21 protein-coding genes are annotated in these 18,093 nt (G+C 69.1%); 12 read left to right on the forward strand and 9 right to left on the reverse strand.

Annotated features, from left to right (window positions below):
* Positions 1–450 precede the first annotated feature (450 nt).
* A complete protein-coding gene (locus tag Q9R22_RS10705; protein WP_131332538.1) occupies positions 451–2,064 on the forward strand; it encodes an L-lactate permease in 1,614 nt (537 codons plus the stop codon).
* A gap of 202 nt (positions 2,065–2,266) precedes the next feature.
* Entirely contained in the window at positions 2,267–2,626 is a 360-nt protein-coding gene (locus Q9R22_RS10710) for a cupin domain-containing protein (protein ID WP_052160972.1), read from the forward strand.
* Between the two features lie 184 nt (positions 2,627–2,810).
* Here Q9R22_RS10710 and Q9R22_RS10715 read toward each other — a convergent pair whose 3' ends face one another.
* Positions 2,811–3,707, reverse strand: coding sequence for a serine aminopeptidase domain-containing protein (locus Q9R22_RS10715; RefSeq protein WP_131332539.1), 897 nt, complete (start codon positions 3,705–3,707; stop codon positions 2,811–2,813).
* 444 nt (positions 3,708–4,151) lie between these two features.
* On the opposite strand from Q9R22_RS10715, the gene Q9R22_RS10720 reads away from it, so the two are divergent.
* Entirely contained in the window at positions 4,152–4,838 is a 687-nt protein-coding gene (locus tag Q9R22_RS10720) for a histidine phosphatase family protein (RefSeq protein ID WP_131332540.1), read from the forward strand.
* A 44-nt stretch (positions 4,839–4,882) separates the two neighbouring features.
* Entirely contained in the window at positions 4,883–5,629 is a 747-nt protein-coding gene (locus tag Q9R22_RS10725; RefSeq protein WP_131332541.1) for a class I SAM-dependent methyltransferase, read from the forward strand.
* 61 nt (positions 5,630–5,690) lie between these two features.
* On the opposite strand, the gene Q9R22_RS10730 is transcribed toward Q9R22_RS10725, so the two are convergent.
* On the reverse strand, positions 5,691–5,930 hold the full coding sequence (locus tag Q9R22_RS10730) for a PspC domain-containing protein (protein ID WP_131332542.1): 240 nt from the start codon (positions 5,928–5,930) through the stop codon (positions 5,691–5,693).
* A gap of 120 nt (positions 5,931–6,050) precedes the next feature.
* Here Q9R22_RS10730 and Q9R22_RS10735 point away from each other — a divergent pair, with 120 nt between their 5' ends.
* Entirely contained in the window at positions 6,051–6,197 is a 147-nt protein-coding gene (locus Q9R22_RS10735) for a hypothetical protein (protein ID WP_159450043.1), read from the forward strand.
* A gap of 204 nt (positions 6,198–6,401) precedes the next feature.
* On the opposite strand, the gene Q9R22_RS10740 is transcribed toward Q9R22_RS10735, so the two are convergent.
* Positions 6,402–7,154: a hypothetical protein gene (locus Q9R22_RS10740; RefSeq protein ID WP_131332543.1), complete on the reverse strand. Its 753-nt coding sequence runs from the start codon at positions 7,152–7,154 to the stop codon at positions 6,402–6,404.
* 83 nt (positions 7,155–7,237) lie between these two features.
* Positions 7,238–7,900, reverse strand: a complete 663-nt coding sequence (locus tag Q9R22_RS10745; RefSeq protein ID WP_131332544.1) for a GAP family protein — start codon at positions 7,898–7,900, stop codon at positions 7,238–7,240.
* A gap of 71 nt (positions 7,901–7,971) precedes the next feature.
* On the opposite strand from Q9R22_RS10745, the gene Q9R22_RS10750 reads away from it, so the two are divergent.
* On the forward strand, positions 7,972–8,571 hold the full coding sequence (locus Q9R22_RS10750) for a TetR/AcrR family transcriptional regulator (protein ID WP_131332545.1): 600 nt from the start codon (positions 7,972–7,974) through the stop codon (positions 8,569–8,571).
* A gap of 62 nt (positions 8,572–8,633) precedes the next feature.
* Positions 8,634–9,218: a hypothetical protein gene (locus Q9R22_RS10755; RefSeq protein WP_131332546.1), complete on the forward strand. Its 585-nt coding sequence runs from the start codon at positions 8,634–8,636 to the stop codon at positions 9,216–9,218.
* 10 nt (positions 9,219–9,228) lie between these two features.
* Here Q9R22_RS10755 and Q9R22_RS10760 read toward each other — a convergent pair whose 3' ends face one another.
* Positions 9,229–9,918, reverse strand: coding sequence for a superoxide dismutase family protein (locus Q9R22_RS10760; protein WP_131332547.1), 690 nt, complete (start codon positions 9,916–9,918; stop codon positions 9,229–9,231).
* Between the two features lie 191 nt (positions 9,919–10,109).
* On the opposite strand from Q9R22_RS10760, the gene Q9R22_RS10765 reads away from it, so the two are divergent.
* Positions 10,110–11,537 carry an NAD(P)/FAD-dependent oxidoreductase gene (locus tag Q9R22_RS10765; protein WP_131332548.1) on the forward strand — a complete coding sequence of 476 codons (1,428 nt, stop codon included), beginning with the start codon at positions 10,110–10,112 and terminating at the stop codon, positions 11,535–11,537.
* Between the two features lie 110 nt (positions 11,538–11,647).
* Positions 11,648–12,067 (forward strand): VOC family protein, encoded by a 420-nt coding sequence (locus Q9R22_RS10770; protein ID WP_131332549.1) that lies wholly within the window; start codon positions 11,648–11,650, stop codon positions 12,065–12,067.
* A gap of 193 nt (positions 12,068–12,260) precedes the next feature.
* On the opposite strand, the gene Q9R22_RS10775 is transcribed toward Q9R22_RS10770, so the two are convergent.
* Positions 12,261–13,061: a glycerophosphodiester phosphodiesterase family protein gene (locus Q9R22_RS10775; protein WP_242670619.1), complete on the reverse strand. Its 801-nt coding sequence runs from the start codon at positions 13,059–13,061 to the stop codon at positions 12,261–12,263.
* A gap of 322 nt (positions 13,062–13,383) precedes the next feature.
* Complete coding sequence (locus Q9R22_RS10780) at positions 13,384–14,019, reverse strand: endonuclease (protein WP_131332551.1); 636 nt, start codon at positions 14,017–14,019, stop codon at positions 13,384–13,386.
* 222 nt (positions 14,020–14,241) lie between these two features.
* Between Q9R22_RS10780 and Q9R22_RS10785 the strand changes: the two genes are divergently transcribed.
* The 3 genes from Q9R22_RS10785 (at position 14,242) to Q9R22_RS10795 (ending at position 16,846) form a co-directional block, all read left to right on the forward strand.
* Positions 14,242–14,727 carry a pyridoxamine 5'-phosphate oxidase family protein gene (locus tag Q9R22_RS10785; protein ID WP_064846016.1) on the forward strand — a complete coding sequence of 162 codons (486 nt, stop codon included), beginning with the start codon at positions 14,242–14,244 and terminating at the stop codon, positions 14,725–14,727.
* Between the two features lie 121 nt (positions 14,728–14,848).
* Positions 14,849–15,994, forward strand: a complete 1,146-nt coding sequence (locus Q9R22_RS10790; RefSeq protein ID WP_311254197.1) for a type III polyketide synthase — start codon at positions 14,849–14,851, stop codon at positions 15,992–15,994.
* Between the two features lie 12 nt (positions 15,995–16,006).
* The gene (locus tag Q9R22_RS10795) at positions 16,007–16,846 is read left to right on the forward strand and encodes a class I SAM-dependent methyltransferase (RefSeq protein WP_131332552.1); all 840 of its coding nucleotides are present in this window, start codon (positions 16,007–16,009) and stop codon (positions 16,844–16,846) included.
* On the opposite strand, the gene Q9R22_RS10800 is transcribed toward Q9R22_RS10795, so the two are convergent.
* On the reverse strand, positions 16,819–17,631 hold the full coding sequence (locus Q9R22_RS10800; protein WP_131332553.1) for a nitroreductase family protein: 813 nt from the start codon (positions 17,629–17,631) through the stop codon (positions 16,819–16,821). The two genes, Q9R22_RS10795 and Q9R22_RS10800, sit on opposite strands and share 28 nt — an antisense overlap.
* 3 nt (positions 17,632–17,634) lie before the next feature.
* Complete coding sequence (locus tag Q9R22_RS10805) at positions 17,635–17,964, reverse strand: hypothetical protein (protein WP_064846019.1); 330 nt, start codon at positions 17,962–17,964, stop codon at positions 17,635–17,637.
* Positions 17,965–18,093: the final 129 nt, after the last annotated feature.

Consider the following 18,093-nt stretch of genomic DNA (forward strand, 5'->3'; position numbering starts at 1 on the left):
CCGGGAGGGGTATTGCGGGACGCGTTCCGAGGCGTTTCCGGTACTGCCGCCAGAAAGGGTTGTGGCGGGTGTCGAGGAAATTGAGAATAACTAAGATTTGCCTATCGTAATTTCACAGTGTGGGTATTTTCACGGTGTCCCGTTCCCACTCACGGGGTTCCGGACCCCCCGGGCGGCTGTGCCGTTCCCCAGGGGGTCCGCAGCCGGGTGTCTCATTACGCACCTGTCACTCTCCGCGGAGGGTTCCCGCCCGAACTGCCCGGTTCAGGACTAGCGTTGACCCTGTGATCAAGGCGTCGCTGCGGCGCGTCGCAGGTGGTGGTACGAGGGTCCGCTGGCTCCCGGAACCCGCCCCGCTACGCGACCGGCGGCTGACGACGGCGCGCACCGCGGCGACGTCGCGAGCCCGCCTTGAAGACTGCTCACCCGCCGGACGTCGTGGAGGCTCCAATGTGGACCCAATCTCTTGACACCCTGGGCAGCCTGCCCCTGACCGCGCTCGCGGCCGCGATCCCGATAGTCGTGTTCCTGGCCTGCATGATGCTGTTCAAGCTCACGGGGCTGACATCGGGGCTCATCGCGCTGGTGGTGCAGATCCTGGTGGCACTGCTCGTGTTCCACATGCCCGTCTCCGCCGCGGCCGGTGCAGGTCTGCTGGGGCTGCTGACCGCGCTGTGGCCCATCGCGTACATCATCGTCATGGCGGTGTGGCTGTACCGGCTGAGCGTGCGCTCGGGCCGTTTCGACGTGATCCGCTCCTCGATCGCCGCGGTCTCCGCTGACCAGCGCGTGCAGGTGCTGCTCATTGCGTTTGCGTTCGGCGCGTTCCTGGAGGGCGTGGCAGGCTTCGGTGTGCCCATTGCGATCTGCGCGGCACTGCTCGTGCAGCTGGGGTTCCCGCCCGTGCGCGCCGCAGTGCTGTGCCTCGTGGCCAACGTGGCCGCCGGTGCCTACGGCGCCATTGGCGTGCCCGTGCTCGTGGGAGCGCAGGTCACCGGCATGGAGACGCCGGAACTCTCGCGAGCCCTCGTGCTGCTGCTCCAGCCGCTCACGTTCCTCGTTCCGTTCCTGCTCGTGTGGATGGTCGACGGGGTGCGCGGCCTGCGCGAGGCCTGGCTCCCGGCGCTCGTCTCCTCGGTGGTCTTCTGCGCGGTGCAGGGTGGCCTGCTGTGGTTCATGGGCCCCGAGCTGGCAGATCTCGCGGCCGGCCTGCTGGCCATGGTCGCCCTGTTCGCGGTGTGCCACGTGTGGTCCCCGCGCCGGATCTCGCGTGCCCCGGAGGCCCCCGAGACCGCTGAGGCCAGCCATCCCGCGAGCGAGGTGATCCGCGCGTGGAGCCCCTTCTACATCCTCACCGCCGTGATCCTGCTGTGGTCCGTCCCCGCCGTGCAGAACCTCTTCACCAAGGGTGCGCTGAGCTTCACGACCTTCAAGGTGCCCATGCCCGGGCTCACCGGTCACGTGACCACCGCCGCCGGAACGGTCGTCAATGCCACCTGGACCTTCTCGATCCTTGGTGCCACCGGAACGGCCATCCTGATCGCGGTGCTCATCACGTTCTTCACCACCCCGCAGCTGCACGCCAAAGAACTGGGGGAGGAGCTGGCGGGCGCACTCAAGGCGCTGGGCCCGGCCATCCTGCTCATCGCCGTGATCCTGGTGCTCGCGAACATCGCCAACTACTCCGGCGGCTCCACCGCCATGGGCACCGCGCTCGCCGCGGTCGGTCCCATCTTCCCGCTCATCGCCCCGGTGATCGGCTGGATCGGCGTGTTCCTCACGGGCTCGGTGGTCAACAACAACACCCTCTTCGCGCCGCTGCAGGTGGCGACGGCGCAGGGCATCGGCGCCGCCCCGTCCCTCCTCGTGGGGACCAACACGACAGGCGGTACCACTGCAAAGGTCATCTCCCCGCAGTCCATCGCGATCGCCGCCGGCGCGGTGGGTCTCAACGGGCGGGAGAGTGAGATCATGCGCGGCTCCATCGCCTACAGCCTGGGCATGCTCGCGGTGGTGTGCGTGTGGACGTTCGTGCTGGCCCTCGTGTCAGCAACCCTCGGGTGAGTGTCTGGGGGCGCGTCCTCAGGCGGGCCACGACCTCCTCGTGGGTGGGCCGTTCGGTGCACCGGGTCAGCTGGGAGGTGCCTCAGGAGGAGGGCGACTGCCCCTCGGCGGTTCCGACCGGGTGAACCCCCGTTGATCCAATATCTTGCACGCAATATGCTGATTATGTTTCGAGCAATTCACGGAGGGGACCTGAGAAGCGATGGCGCACCACTCGTTCGAGCACACCACCCACCACGGCTCCGGGAGTGGAGTCGCCACCCTTTCAGAGCTGGTCGGCCGCAGCGAACCCCGTCCGGGCCGCCCCAGTGCTGCCACGGTGGTGGAGGAGGATGGCGTCAAGGTGGTCGCCTTCGAGTTCCACGAGGGCGACGAGCTCCACGAGCACGCCGCACCGCACCCGGCGCTGATCCAGGTGGTCCGGGGGAGCGTGGACTTCCAGCTCCCGGAGGGTCCCGTGCAGCTGCGGCCGGGCCAGGTGCTGCACCTCACGGAGGGGCTGCTACACGCCGTGAGGGCCCTTGAGCCCACGACGCTGTCCGTCACACTGCTGCTGCACTGATCCCGCTGCTGCCCGTGCCGTTCGGTCTCATCGCCGTGGTGCTCATGCTGACAGTGGCGGCCCTCGTGTGGCGCCAGCCGGCGGACAGGCCCGTGCGCCGACCCGTCAACGCCTGAGCGCCCAAGGCGACGTCGCGGCTGCCCTTCTCCACCCGGAGCGTGCAGTCCCGGGAAGCCGGGGCCGTTCAGCCCTGGGGTGACGGCGCGGTGAGCCAGTCCACGAGGCCCGGCCACACGGCGTCGGCGGCGGAGCGGCGGAACAGGCCGTGGTGGCCGATGCGCGGAACGCCCAGCTGCTCCGGGGTGAACGTGCGGTGCTCCACCGCGGCGGAGGTGAGCCGCCCGGTCAGGGCCCTCATCTGCGCGGGGCTGGCCCAGGGATCGTCGGAGGCGCCGAGCGCGAGCACATCCTGGGTGACCGCGGCCGCGCGGGCCGTCGCGTCCATGGACGGGTCGTCGAAGAAGTAGCCGGGACGCCGTGCCCACGACCCCCACTCGACCATCGCGGCTGTGGGCATGTTTTCTCCGATGCCGAGCCGCTTGCCGGGCATGTACCCCAGGGTCCGGCTCAGTGCCGGGCCCACGACATGCAGCATGGCGGCCACGCGCAGCTGCTCCTTCCGCGGGGCGATCGTGCGGGTGTGCGCCAGGTGGGAGGAGACCACCGCGAACCGGTCAAGGCCCTCGAGCCCGTGGCCGAGGACCATGGCGTGCCCGCCGATGCTGTGACCCACGGCGTGCAGTGGAAGCCCGGGGAACCGTGCGCGGGTCCAGGCGGCCACGGCGGGGACGTCCCCGCCCATCCAGTCGCGCATGCGCAGGTGCGGGTTCTTCCGGGGCTCGCCGGAGCGGCCCGTGCCGCGGTAGTCATAGGTCACCGCCGCGAGACCGCGGCCCGTCACGTACTCGGCGAACCCGGCGTAGAACCGTTCGGGCGTTGCGGTGGCGGGGTGCATGACGACGACGCCGCGCGGTTCGCCCTCGGGCAGCCACAGCGTGCCCGCCACGGCGTCCGAGGCGACGGGAATGCTCAGGTTTTCGCGGCGGATGCCGGCTACGGGGGAGTTCCGGTGGTCAGACATAGAAGTTACTCTAGGGTATTTCCAGCGGCTCAGCCCTGGGCCGTCACGGTGACGGTGGCTCATGTCGCACGCAGGGACGCCACGTCCGTCTCGGGGGCGGGAGCGTCAGTGACAATCGGGTGGAGCTCCGCGCGAGCGCAGCCTGAAGGACGCGCTCGGCACCTCCGCGGGCACCGCGGCCGTCGCCTGCGGTGCCTTCTCCGCAACCATGACGATCGGCCGTCTGCCGGCAGACCGGGTCGTGGAGTGGCTCGGCTCCGGGGGTGGTCCTGCGCTACGGGGCGTCTCGCCCCTCGCACCCGGTGAGCAGCGTGACGGCCAGTACGGCCAGGGTCGCTCCTCGCCCCGCGGTCGTGGCGCGTGGCTCAGCGGATTCCTCCCTGAGCTACCGTGGACCGGGTAGGACCTCCAAGACCCCCGGCAACTGAAAAGGGGCATTTCCCCGTGCGACTCATCCTGGTGCGTCATGGCCAGACCTCCTCCAACGTGGGCCATCACTTGGACACCGCCGCACCCGGCGCGGACCTCACCGACCTGGGGCGTGAGCAGGCGCAAGCCCTCGTGCAGGCGCTGGCGGGTGAGCCCATCGGTGCGATCTACGCCTCCGACCTCGTGCGCACCCAGCAGACGGCCGCCCCGCTCGCGGAGGCGCGCGAGTTGTCGACCGAGATCCGTGAAGGTCTGCGTGAGATCGGTGCCGGGGATCTGGAAATGGCCAACGACCACGATTCGATCGAGACCTATCTGAAATCAGCGTTGAGCTGGGCGGATGGCGGCCTCGATTCGAGGATCCCCGGGTCGGACGAGAACGGCCACGACGTCATGGCGCGCTTCGACGCCGTCGTCGAGGAAGCGTCCACTGCTCTGGCACCGGACCGCGTAGCTGTTCTCGTGTCGCACGGCGCCGTCATCCGTGCGTGGTGTGCGCTGCGGTGCGCCAACCTGGACCGCAAGTTCACGGCGACCAACGGATTGTCGAACACGGGCGTCGTCGTGCTGGACGGCGAGCCCGGCGCATGGCGCGTGCTCACCTGGCAGGACCAGGCCGTGGGCGGGCCCGAACTGCAGGATCCGAAGTCCGACGGCGCCGCCGCCGAGGAACTCGACGAGGCAGAAAGCTCCGGCAGCTGAGAACACACAGGCTCACGGGGCGCGGTGGGAGACCACAATGAAGTATGACGATCGACTCATTGCGCGCCGTTTACGACCGCACCCGGATGGTCGGCTGGGACTTCTCACGGTTGGAAGGCCGACTGACCGCTACTGAGCCACCGTGGGATTTCGAGGCGGACTGTCTCGCGGCCGTGCGCAGTGCGTCCCGAATCGTGGACCTCGGGACCGGGGGTGGCGAGTGGCTGGGAACGCTGCTCACGGGCATTGCGGGGCACGGCGGCGTCGTCGCGGCGACGGAGGGGTGGGAACCGAACCTGCCGGTCGCGCGCGCGAACCTGGCTCCGTGGGGGATCCAGGTGCTTCCGTACGACGCTGATACGCGCGAGACCATGCCGTTCGAGGACGGCAGCGTGGATCTCGTGATGTCCCGCCATGAGGCCATCGATGTCGGCGAGGTGACCCGGGTTCTTGCCCCGGGTGGCCGGCTGTTGACGCAACAGGTCGACGGGTTCGACGCGCCGGAAATCCATGAATGGTTCGGCGAAGAGTTTCTCTACCCGCATGTGACCCTGGGCCGGTACATCGCGGAGCTGGAGGAAGCGGGGTTGCGGATCGACGTCGCCGACGCATGGGACGGCGTCATGGAATTCACGGACGTGGAGGCACTGATCATGTACCTGGCCATGGTCCCGTGGGACGCGCCGAATTTCTCGATCGACAAGCACGCCGACCAACTCACCGTGCTGGGGGAGCACACGCCCCTGCGGGTGACGCAGCGGCGCTTCCGCCTCTATGCCACGAAAGCATGAGCCGGGCGCCGCGTCATGGCGGGCCCGGCTCGGCCAGCGTCGGAAACGACGACGGCACGGGTCACTTGCGCAGCGACGTCTCCAGCGGGATGCTGCCATCCTGCCACGGGGTGATGATCCAGACCACCAGGTACAGCGCGAGCCCCACCACGGGGAGCAGGAACGACAACAGGACGAGCAGGCGGACGAGCCACACATTGATGGCGAACTGATGGGACAGACCACCGCAAATGCCAGCGACCACTCGTTGCGGTCCGCGTCGGAAGCCGAGGTTGCGCATGGAGTTGAAGAAAGTGTTCATGGCCACAACAGTACGCAGAGACGCCAGGGCAAGAGCGGCAGCTGCCCCGCCCCATGTCACTTTCCCCCGAACTCTCGGCGACCTGCCAGACTTGAACTCCGACCACACGAAGGGAAGATCATGGAAAACACGCCCAAAACTCAGCCCAGCAACCCGCAGAAGGGCACCCCGTGGGGGCTCATTCTGATCGTGCTCGCGTTCCTGCTGGCCACCGCCATGGTGATCGGCGTGGGCGTCGTGTCCCTGGACATCGGCTTCGGAGGCTGACGACCTCGCACCCCTGCTCCCGTCCCCGGGCCCAGGCGGTACATCTGACGACGGCGGACGGTCACCTCGAGCGCGAAGGTGACCGTCTGCCGTCGTCGTACTGCCGTTGGAGATCGGGCTACGCCATCAACGGCGCGGGGGCTCGGGAGTGTGCTGGGAACGGCGGGACTTCTGCAACTGCGACAGCTTCTCGCCGAGTTGCTCCTACTCCTCGGGCGGGACGCTGATCCCACTGGTCCGCTCGGCCTCCTGGTAGAGGTCAGCGCTCATCACGTCGCCCAGTTGCATGGCGCGAAGATTGGACTCGTCCACCGCCTGGATGAGGGCGTTCGCGTGCCGGGGCGTCCAGCGACGTATCGGGTCCAGGCGGTAGAGCAGCAGCGCGTGGATCCGGTCCCGGCGCAACCCCTCCTCGGCGATGCCGGTGCGCGCGATGACCAGCCACGTGATCAACAGGACCGCCACGAAGAGGACACCCAGCCACCCGATCACGGGGAACACCTTGTTCACGAGCTCGGTGAACGGCAGGAGGCTCAGCCCGAACTCGACCAGCGTGACCGCGATGAATACCAGCCTGCCCCAGGATGGCCGGGGTGCCGCGAGACCCTTGCCCAGGGAGAAGACCACGCCCAGGGACGTACCGAAGATCATGAGGTACGTCCCCGCGGAGGCGATGACCCCGAGCACGGGATTGATCTTGTCGATGAGCGCGAGGGTGGGCAGATCGGCGTCGTACACGTCCTGGATGCTGAGCAGCAGGGCGTCGGTCATGAGCAGCACCAGGACCACCCTGATCGCCGAACCCGTCCACAGGGGCAGGCCGAACTGCTGATTGAGGTGGGAGCCGGCGCCGGCGAGCATCACGAGCAGGTTCACCGCGGCCCCGGCAATGCCCCACCACCCGTAGGAGACGTAGTACTGCAGCATCTCCTCACCGGAGGCGAAACCCACCCCCACCGGCCATGCCAATGTAGTACACCAAAGTACTGCACCGAACGGTGTTCGATCACTTCCGGGGTCCTCCGCGGACAGGGGGGAGGTCAGTTCATCACGGCGGACAATCCGCTCCCGGCCATCCACACCCCCACGATCGCTGCGATCCACAGAAGCGTGACCTTCGCTTCCCGCTCGAGCGTGGGGACGATCCTCTCGAGGCGCGGCCAGATCCGCTGGCCGGCCAATGCCGCAGCCGCGATGAGCACGAGCGCGGGCAAGATCATCACGACGCAGTAGGCGGCGAGCAGGGCCAGTCGCAGCGGCCAGCCGATGTCCATACTCGTGATGATCCCGTTGGCCGCGAGATAGGGGACCATCGTGGCGGCCTCCGTGAGAGCAGCGCCGGCACCGAGGGCGACCATGGCACCGGGATGCAGGGACCTGGGCGGTGCGCGGTGCCCCTCGCGCTTCACGGGGTCCGGTGCGAAGATCCCGTACGCGAGCAGACCCAGCCCGGCGACCACCTTGAACCACTGGGCGGGCTCGCTGTCCCAGATCCTCCCGGCCACGTCGGAGAGGAGGTCGAACCCCAGGGCGATCGCGATCCCCAGGAAGAAGTAGAAGAGCACCACGGTCGTGAAGTAGAAGAACAGCGGGACCGCGTCCACGCGCCGCCGGGAGATCACGAGGACCAGGGGGATCACCAGGGTCCCGAGGCTCATGCTGTCCAGCAGAGCCAATCCGAGCAGTGCGAGAAGGTCACCCATGTGTGCCGCCTTGTCTCGTACGAACGTATGCCATACCGCAACCATACACTTGTATGAGAGGGGGTGGTCAGATGCCACAGGAGAACGAGAGTCGCGGGATGATCCCCGCCCGGGTCATGATCGCGGAAGCGGCGATCCGCGTGATCGCCCAGCAAGGTTTCGACGTGGTGAGCGTGCGCACCGTGGCCCAGGAGTCCGGGATCTCCCCCGGGACCGTTCAATACCACTACAAGACGCGGCGGGATCTGCTGCTCGCCGCCCTCGAGAGGTCCGTGGAGCGACAGACCCAACGGGTCATGGCTGCGCGGGGTCTGAACGGCTATCGGGCATCCCTCGCTCGCACCCTGCGTGAACTCCTGCCGTTGGAGGGCGTGCGGAGGGAGGACGCTGCCGTGTGGGTCAGCTTCGGGGCGGCCGCCTCCACCCGGGACTGGCTCGCGAGCGTGTACTGGCAGAACCTGCAGATCTTCCACGAGGGTGTCCTGAACGTCCTGCGGCGGGCCCAGGAGGACGGGAAGCTACGTGAGGGGCTGACCCCGGACACCGCCGCGCCCCTGGTCACGGCACTCGTGAACGGGTTGGCCCTGGATCACCTCAACGCACCCGAATCCGTTCGGGAGGGCACCGAACAGGCCCTCGATCGGGGGCTGTCGTTGATCCTCACGGACTGAGCCTCCTCAGCGCCGTCGCGTCCCAACCCACCGTGTCAGGGCCCGTGCGTAGGGTCGGATGCATGATCCCCCACGACACGAGACTGCGCCGCCATGTCCCCTTGATCGTGCTGGAGGTGCTCCTCGTGGGGACGCTGATCTTCGAGATCGCCCGGGAGAACGGCCCGGCCGTGTTCTTGCTGTCCGCACTCGTCCTCGCGGCGCTCGTCCCGCTCGCCCTGGAGCCGATCGCCCGCGCCAGCATCCCCATGACCCTGCAACTGCTGTACGCGGTGCTGTTGTTCGGCGGGGCGTTCCTGGGAACGTACTTGCACGTCTACGGCGTGTGGACGCCGTGGGACACCGTGGTCCACTTCTTCTCGGGAATCCTGATCGCGCTGGGCGCCGATCACGCGTGGCGCATCCTGTCCCGGCGGCATGGTTTCGTCCTGCCCACGTGGCTGTGGGGGCTCGCGATCGTGTCGTTCAGCGCCTTCATCGCGTTCCTGTGGGAGGTCGCCGAGTTCGTCACCGATCTGGTCTCGGACAGCAACGCTCAGGTGAACAACCTGGACACCATGACCGACATGATCGCGGGCACAACGTCCGCGCTGATCGTCGTGGTCGTCCTGGCGCTCACCCGGGCGGGGGGCCGAACGTCCGTGTGACGAGGACGGGTTACTCGATCACACCGCACGCCAGGCGGCTGCCGGCGTCACCCGTGGAGCGGGTGTCCTCGTCCGGTCCCTCCGGGGCGTAGCGCTCGGGGATGTTCGCGTAGTTGTCCGGGCCGGAGTGGATCATCAGCGCGGAGCCGTTGTCGTCCCGCAGGTTCTCGGCCGTGAGCCGGTCCGTCTCGAACGACATGGCCGCCCGCCCGGATTCCGTCACCAGCAGCGCGGGAAGGTCACCCGCATGCTCCGGATGGCGAGCGTCGTCGCCACCCAGGTGCCCGCCGGCGGACAGGAAGGCGCCGGTCTCGGAGGGATCGTCCGGCGCGGAACTCTCCGCCTCGCACACGCCGTTGCCGTGCACGTGCAGGCCGTAGTACCCCGGTTCCAGACCGGAGAACTCGACCGAAACCCGCATCGCATCCTGGCCGGCCTCGGTGAACTGCGCGGTGCCGACCTCCATTCCCTCGGCATGACGCACCGTGGCGGTGGCCAGGGGACCCGGGCTCGACGCCGCCGTCGCGGCCCCCTGCCCACCCGTCGGATCCGCGGTGGTGGCGTTATTGCCCTCGCCGCACGCGGCCAGTGTCAGCATGCCCGCGAGCCCCAGGAAAGCCAGTCCGCCGCGGGCTCGGAAGGGGCGATGGGTGGTGGGGGGCTCGTCGGTGGCCGGGGGTGTCATTGCGCTCGCGTTCATGGCATCTCCTCATCGTCGGTCCGCTGGGCCGGCGAGGGTCGTGATGCCGACCATGCAACGGAGGTGGCGATTCCACCGTACACATGACGAGGGTCACAATCGGGAGTATTGCCAGGTGAGAGGCCGGTTCCGCACCGCGCACGGGGTGCCCCCGGGCCGACATCCGGTACCCCGGCGGCTACTGTGAGGACATGACGGAGTCAGCAACGCAGGAGTCGGTGGACGTGATCGTGATCGGCGGCGGCGCGGTGGGAGAGAACGCCGCGCAGTACGCGATCGAGGGCACGGACCTCACCGCAGTCATCGTGGAGGGTCACCTACTGGGCGGGGAGTGCTCGTACTACGCGTGCATGCCCAGCAAGGCGCTGTTGCGCCCGGTCGACGTGACGGGACTGACGGACGACCTCGAGGGCGTCGTCCCCACGCGGCTCGACCGGGACGGCATGCTCGCGCGGCGCGACTCGTTCGTCTCCGACTACGACGACTCCTCCCAGGTCGAGTGGGCCGAGTCCGCGGGCATCCGCGTGGTGCGCGGCCACGCCCGCCTCGTGGGCGAGCGCTCGGTGCGCATCGAGGCCGACGACGCCGCCGCGCGCACCCTCACCGCGCGGCACGCCGTGATCCTCGCGACCGGCAGCGAGCCGAGCATCCCCTCCGAGTTCGACGGAGCGCACCCGTGGACGTCCGCGGACGCGACCGGCGTGGTCGAGACGCCGGAGAGCATCGCGATCGTGGGCGGGGGAGTCGTGGCATGTGAGGCCGCGGTGTGGCTCAACGCCCTGGGATCCCGGGTGACCCTGCTCGTGCGGGGCTCGGGTTTGCTGTCCGGCAACGAACCGTTCGCGGGGGACACCGTCCTGGACGGGTTGCGCGCCAGCGGCGTGGAAGTGGTGCTCGACGCATCCGTCACCAAGTGCACCCGCAGCGATGCCGAGGACACGGGGCTGGGCCGGGTCCACGGCGGGCCGGTCCACCTCGAGACCTCCGCCGGGACCGTCGACGTGGCCGAGGTGCTCGTGGCCACAGGCCGTACCCCGCGGTTGCGGGACGTGGGACTCGACGCGGTCGGGCTGAGCGCGGACGACGTCCTCCATGAGAAGCTCCCCGCATGGCTGCACGCCGTGGGCGATGCCAGCGGCGATGTGCCCCTGACCCACTGGGGCAAGTACCGCGCCCGGGTCATCGGGGCCAGGATCAAGGCGGCGGCCACGGGGGCGCCCGCGCCGTACGAGGTGGAGAATCCGCCGGTGCCCCAGGTCGTGTTCACGCAACCGCAGGTCGCGCAGACGGGACTGACGGAAGCCTCCGCGCGGGACCGGGGGATCGACGTCGTCACCGCGGAGGTGCCCTACAACGGTGCGGCCGGCGCGGCGCTGCTGCGTGACACCGTCTCCGGAAAGGCCAAGATCGTCGTGGACCGGGAGACCCGGTGCCTCGTGGGCGCCACGTTCGCGGGCCCGGACGCTGGCGAGCAACTGCACGCGGCCACGATCGCGATCACGGGGAAGGTACCGGTGCCCGTGCTGCGCCACGCGGTGCCCAGCTATCCCACGGTCTCGGAACTGTGGTTGCGGCTGCTCGAGGAACTGCCCGAGCAACTGCGCCGGGCGCCGGAGTAAAAGGTTCCCGAACAACTGCGCTGGGCCCGGAGCAAGAGGTTCCCGAATCCGCTCGCGACGGCCATACTGGGACCGAATCATCCGGGATGCGTTCGTCGAAGGAGCCTCACATGACCCCCTCACTCGCCACGTACATCGCCCTGCCCGGAACCACCGCCGAAGCCATGGAGCACTGGCACGACGTGTTCGGGGGTGACCTGCACATCCTGCGCTACGGCGACATGGACCTGCAGGGCATGCCGTTCGAACCGGATCCCCAGGCCGTGGCCCACTCGACGTTGACCATGCCCGGCGGAGTGATCGCCGCCGGTGACGCCATGGGGGACGGCGACTACCCGCTCACCGGGACCGCCTACTCCCTGCTCTACACGACGGAGACGGCCACGGAGGCGCGGGCCCTCATCGAGAAGCTCGAGGCTGGCGGTGGCCACACGGGCATGCCGTTCGAGAAGGCCCCGTGGGGCGACTGGTACGGCCAGGTCTTCGACCGCTACGGCGTGATGTGGTCGTTCTCGGCGTCCCAGGAATGACGTCCGTCGGGGCCGATATCGGTCCCGGTGCCACCAGGGGACGAGCAGAACCGGAACGGCTGGATCTCCTACTGGATGACGGAGGCTGTCCGTGGCCGCGGGTGGACGTGGACACCTACGGACGGCTGCGAACGGATCCCCGGTGGCAGGGCAGCGCGGCGGCGGCCCGGTTGCGGTCCGGCGACCGTCGGCGCTACCGCACGGCCACGGCGTGCCCCACGGTCGCGGGGTGTTTCCGGGAGAACTCCACGGGGAAGTCGGTCGTGATCCGATCCACGCCCAGGGCCACCATGCGGTTGAAATTGCGCTCGGCGTTAACCGTGTACACGCTCATGCCCAGCCCTGCCGCACGGACCCGGTCCACCGCGGCCCCATTGAGCCAGCGGTGGTTGGACCCCACCTGCCCCGCGTAGGTGGAGATCCGCGCGAGGGTCTCGGCATCGGGAACCCGGTACACGAGCTGCTGCAGGGGGACCTCCGGGGCCAGCACCGCGAAGCGCTGATTGGAAGCAGCGTCGAACCCCAGGACCTCGATTCGCCCGTCGCGGACCAGACGCTGCCACCGGGGATCCGATCGCAGACGCCCCACGATGATGTGCTCGATACCGGGGGACGTGACCGGAGACTTGATCTCGATGAACACGCCGATCGCGTCGCGCGCAACCTCCGCGGCGTCGTCGAAGTGCGGGATGCGCTCGCCCCGGAACGCGCCGGAGAAGGACGAACCAGTGTCCAGCCGTTGCAATTCGGCCCATGTGAACGACGTGACCGGATCGTTCTCCCGACCCGGGAACACCTCGGCGGCGTTCGTGGTGCGCGCGGGGGTGGGGTCGTGGAACGCGAAGGGCACACCGTCCGCGGAGAGCTGGACGTCGAGCTCGAAGAACTGCGCACCCGAGGAACGGGCCACCTCGAACGCCGCCACCGTGTTCTCGGGTGCGACCCCCGCGGCTCCGCGGTGGCCGATCAACAGGTGGGCCGGCGCAGTGGTCATTCCCACAGTGTCCTCCCGCCCGCGGGGTGCTGTCAGGAGGGCCGTGGGCCGGATCCAGCGGAGGGGGTCCGTTGCGAGACGATCGGTCAGGGGGGTCGTGCGGGTGCGCATCCAGAGCCTCTCACGGGTTGCCGTACGGAGATGGCCTTGCCGGTCGCGTGGTGATGACCGGCGAACGGGCCGAACCCATGGTCGCGGGGAGACATGACGGCTGTGGAGCACCCCGATGACCGAGGTGTTAACTCGGCACCACGGACCACAGCCGGTGTATTAACCCGGCGTCCGCCGCCGAAGGCACCTCCGGCGGATCGCACCCGGTCCGTTACTCCAGCAGGTCATCCTTGGTGCGGACCAGCGCGACCCGGACCAGGGCCGCGGCCAGGATGGGGAGTTTTTCGGGCGGGACGAGGTTCGCGAGGTCGTGGGCGTCGTCGGGCAGACCGATGCGCCGGGCGCCGTCCAGGGCCTTGGCGTCGAAGAACGGCGCGAGGCCGGGCCAGACACCCTGTACCTCCCGGGCGAAAATCGCGGCGCCCGCGGGGCCGATCCCCGGGAACTGCTGGAGCGCGTCGAGGACGTCGTCGGTACCGTCCGCGCGCTCACGCACGCGCCGCAGATCCCCGCCGTACTCGTCGATCAGGAGGGCGGCGCCGTCGCCGAGCATTGTGGAGGTGCGCTCGTCGTAACGCTTGTAGCCGCCGCGACCCAGCGCCTGAACCCGTTGCCGCCACGACGCCGTGCGCATCCGTTCCGGGGTGCGGTACCCGGCCGTGAACAGCTCGCGCGCGGAGGCGACCGCCACCTTGGCCCCGATGCGCGCGGACAGCAGATTGGCCAGCACCAGCAGCTGGAACAGGGGAGCGGGTGTGTCCCGCAGCTCGATGCCGGCGTCCTGCGCGTACGTGGTGCCGTGGCGCTCCAACAGCACGTGCACGGTGTCCTCGTGCGATCGCGTCATGCGTCCCTCCCTGCCTGGATGTCTGTGTCCGTGTCGTCCGGCATCATGTCGCCCACGACCGGATCGTTCGGGGTCGTGCTGCTCACGATGGCGTGAATTCCGCTCCCGGCCAACTCTCTCGTGCGCACCGTCACTAGTAAATAAACTGACAATCGACGCCGCATCGCGGTGGCAGACCCCACAGTTTGGTGGGCAATCACAGCCTCGACGAAAGGAAGTGCCATGGCGGAGAACACCGACGACATCCAGAAGGTGCGGGACATCATCAAGGGCACCCGCATCGCCATGCTCACCCACGTGGACGGGGACGGTCACCTGGTGTCCAAGCCCATGGCGACGCAGGAGGTCGAGTTCGACGGCACCGTGCGGTTCATCGCGGAGCGCGACTCCGAGCAGGCACAGGCCCTGCAGCAGCGCCCCGAGGTGAACGTGGCCTACTCGGGTTCCGGCTCGTGGGTGTCCGTGTGCGGCACCGCGCGCATCGTCAACGACGAGGCCAAGCTCAAGGAACTGTGGAGCAGCTTCACCGGTTCGTGGCTCCAGGGCGGCCCGGAGAACCCCAACAACATCCTCATCGAGATCGACGGCCACAGCGCCGAGTACTGGGACAGCCCGGGTAACAGCAAGGTGACCCAGGTGGCCAACTTGATCAAGTCCAAGGTCAAGGGCGACACCGTGGACGGCGAGAACAAGGTCGTGGATCTCTGATCCGAACCGCCCGTCCGACGGCCGTTCGATCCCCATGGATCGGGCGGCCGTTGCGCATGTCGGGGCTCGTCCGGCACGGGGCGCCTCGTCCGGGCGGGGGCCCGCGCGCCTACCATGGGGTATGACCGTACGCCTGCTGTCGATCGAGACCGCCGTCCCCAACACCGTGATCCGGCAGGAGGACGTGTCCCGGCTGTTCGCCGAGCAACCGGGGATGACCAGGCTCGGCACGCGCGTGGTGCGTTCCGCCTTCGCAGGCGCCGGGGTGAGCACACGCCACACGGTCCTGCCCGAGCTGGGCGCTGTGGCATCGGGGACCGTTGACGGGGGCGACGCCACGGCGTCGCCGTTCGTGGATCCCACGAGCCGGCACCTGCGCTCGCCGGGAACGCACGCACGCAACCAGCTCTACACCGAGCACGCCAAACGGATGTTCGTGACAGCCGCCCGGGCGGCCCTCGACGCCGCGGCCCCCGGGATCGAGCTCGCGGACGTGACCCACGTGATCACGGTGTCCTGCACCGGGTTCTTCGCGCCGGGCCCGGACGTGCGCGTGACCAAGGACCTGGGGCTACCCGCGGACGTGAAGCGGATGCACCTGGGGTTCATGGGCTGCAATGCCGCGTTCCCCGCCCTGCAAGCCGCGTACACCGCGTGCCGCGCGGATCCGGACGCCGTGGTGCTCGTGGTGTGCGTGGAGCTGTGCACCCTGCACCTGCACGTGCGCAACGATCCCGACACCGTGATGGGCAACGCCCTGTTCGCGGACGGTGCGGCCGCCGCGGTGGTGACGGGGCGCGACGCCGCCGCTCCCGGCGCTACCCTCGAGCTCGTGGACTTTGAGACGACCCTGGCCCCAGTGGGCGAGGAGGAACTCGCGTGGAGCGTGGGGGACGAGGGCTTCGAGATGATCCTGGGGACCTACGTGCCGCGGATCATCGACGACCACGTGACGGACGCCCTCGCACCCCTGCTGGACCGCGCGGGGTTGAGCGCGGACCGGATCCCCCTGTGGGCCGTGCACCCGGGGGGACGCAGCATCCTGGACAAGGTGCAGGGACGGCTCGCGCTCACGGACGAGCAGATGGCCCCCTCCCGGGGAGTGCTCGCGGACGCCGGGAACATGAGCAGCGCGACCATCCTGTTCGTGCTCGAGCGCCTTGTGCGAGCGGGGCACCCGGGCATCGTGGCGGCGCTCGCGTTCGGCCCCGGCCTGAGCATCGAGAGCGCCCTGCTGCGGGTCCGTCCCGCGTCCGAGACGACGTGAGCGATGAAGCCTATGCTGCGCAACAACCCTCTGCCGCACGCTGATGTCCTGGGCCGCCGCGACCCCCTGCTCCGCCACCGCAGCGTGGACGAGCCGGAGCTCATGGACGATCCGGCCTGCGATCCGGTGGCCCTGGACAACACCTACCGCTTGTTCGGGGTGATCAACCCGCTCGTTGCATCCTGGCGGCCCGTCTACCGCCGGTATGTACGTCCTGCGTTGCGTGCCGCTGCCCGAGAGGGCCGCCCCGGCACCGTGCTGGACATCGGGTGCGGCGGGGGCGACGTCGCCCGGGCCATCACCCGCTGGGCCGCTCGCGACGGGCTGGACGTGCGGATTACCGGGATCGACCCGGACGCCCGGGCCACACGGTGGGCGGCCGCGCACGACCGCGGAGTGGGCGCCACCTACCGGACGCTCGCGAGCCACGATCTGGTGGCAGCGGGGGAGCGCTACGACGCCGTGATCTCCAACCACATGCTTCACCACCTGACACGGAAGGAGCTGTCCGCCGTGCTGGCGGACTCACGTCGGCTGACCCGTGGGGTAGCGGTGCACAACGACCTGCGCCGCAGCCGCGCGGCCTGGCTGCTGTACTGGGTGGCCACGCTGCCGCTCGCACGAGCCAGGGTGTTCGTGCGCTTCGACGGTCTGCTGTCCATCCGGCGCAGCTACCGCCCCGGAGAGCTGCGCCAGGCGCTGCCCCCGGGGTGGCGGGCCGTGCAACAGCGGTTCTTCCGGCTGCTGGCGGTGCACACCGGCCAGGACGCGGAGCCGGTCCAGGCGGGCCGGGATCAGGTGGACACCCCGCAGAAGGACCGGACTCAGTCGGACCCGGGACGCACGTCCTGATCCCAGCCCTGCTGAGGCGTCTCGCACGTCTCCCGGAACACGTACTGGGAGGGGCGTTTGCGCTCGCGGCTGGACCAGTCGATCGCTGGGCGGTGGGTGCGCTCGGGTACGTAGCCCAGCCGGTACACGGCCATGAGCTCCAGATCCTCCGGAACGCGCAGCACGTCCACGATCCGCTGCCACTGGTGCGGTGCCTCCATGGGGAAGGACACGAACTGGATCCCCATACCCAACTCCACCGTGGTGAGCCACAGGTTCTCCATGGCGGCACCCATGCTGAACACCGAGTAGAACCCGGACAGTTCCTCCGGGCGGTATTCGCCGCGCTCGAGCATCACGCCGATCAGCAGCGGGGACCCCGCCACGAGCTTGCGGTTCTCCTCGCCCAGGGTCTGGGGCACGCGCAGCTTGTTCATGAGGCTCTGCCCGGAGGGCGTGAACGCCTTGGACGTGAACGGGCGCAGCAGCGCGGGCAGTTTGTCGAACAGCATGCCGCTGCGCTGGGCGTCCATCTCCTTCTGGCTGAACCGGAAGTATTTCTTGTACCGGTCGAAGAACGTGCCCGCGCCCATGACCTCGGTCATGCTCTCCCCGCTGATCCGGGCGACGGTCTCGATCGTGTCCCGGTTCTCGATCAGCACGAACCGCCACGGCTGGCTGTTGAACTGGGAGGGAGCCGCGGCCGCCGCGCGGATCAGCAACTGTTGGTGCTCGGGGCTCACAGGATCCGGGCGGAACGGGCCGTTGGTGGTGCGGCGGTTGAACACGGCATCCAGGAATTCCACGATTCACCTCCAGGCCAGCGCGAGGCCGGCCACGTAGCAGGGAGCCGCCGCGAGGGCGTCTCGGGTGTGACGTCGCAGCGGGTGCGCACCGTGGCGCTGCAACAGGAAGAGCGGGACGACCGCCGGTGCGAGGACCGCCGCCACTGGGGAGCGCTCACGCACCGCGGCCACGCATGCCGCCGCGGTCACGGCGGACGTGGTGATGTACAGACCGTGGTGGATCCACCGGACGTTCGAGGTGTTCACCCACCGGGCGGCCACGGACGCCCCCAGCGCGCAATTGGCGGTGTATGCACCGGCGGATGCGGTCACGAGCGTGCGCAGCAGGTTCATGACTCTCCTCGCCAGTGGGGTGCGTCCCGTGCGCTCATCGTGTCACACGTGGCATGCCACGGTGTCCAGCCACGCGGCCGCGCTGCCGTCCCGGTGGAGTGCGGGGGCGACGGCGCGTGGTGGCGTTGT

This window comes from Kocuria sp. PD6 (assembly GCF_031844145.1).
Taxonomy (GTDB): Bacteria; Actinomycetota; Actinomycetes; order Actinomycetales; family Micrococcaceae; genus Kocuria; species Kocuria marina.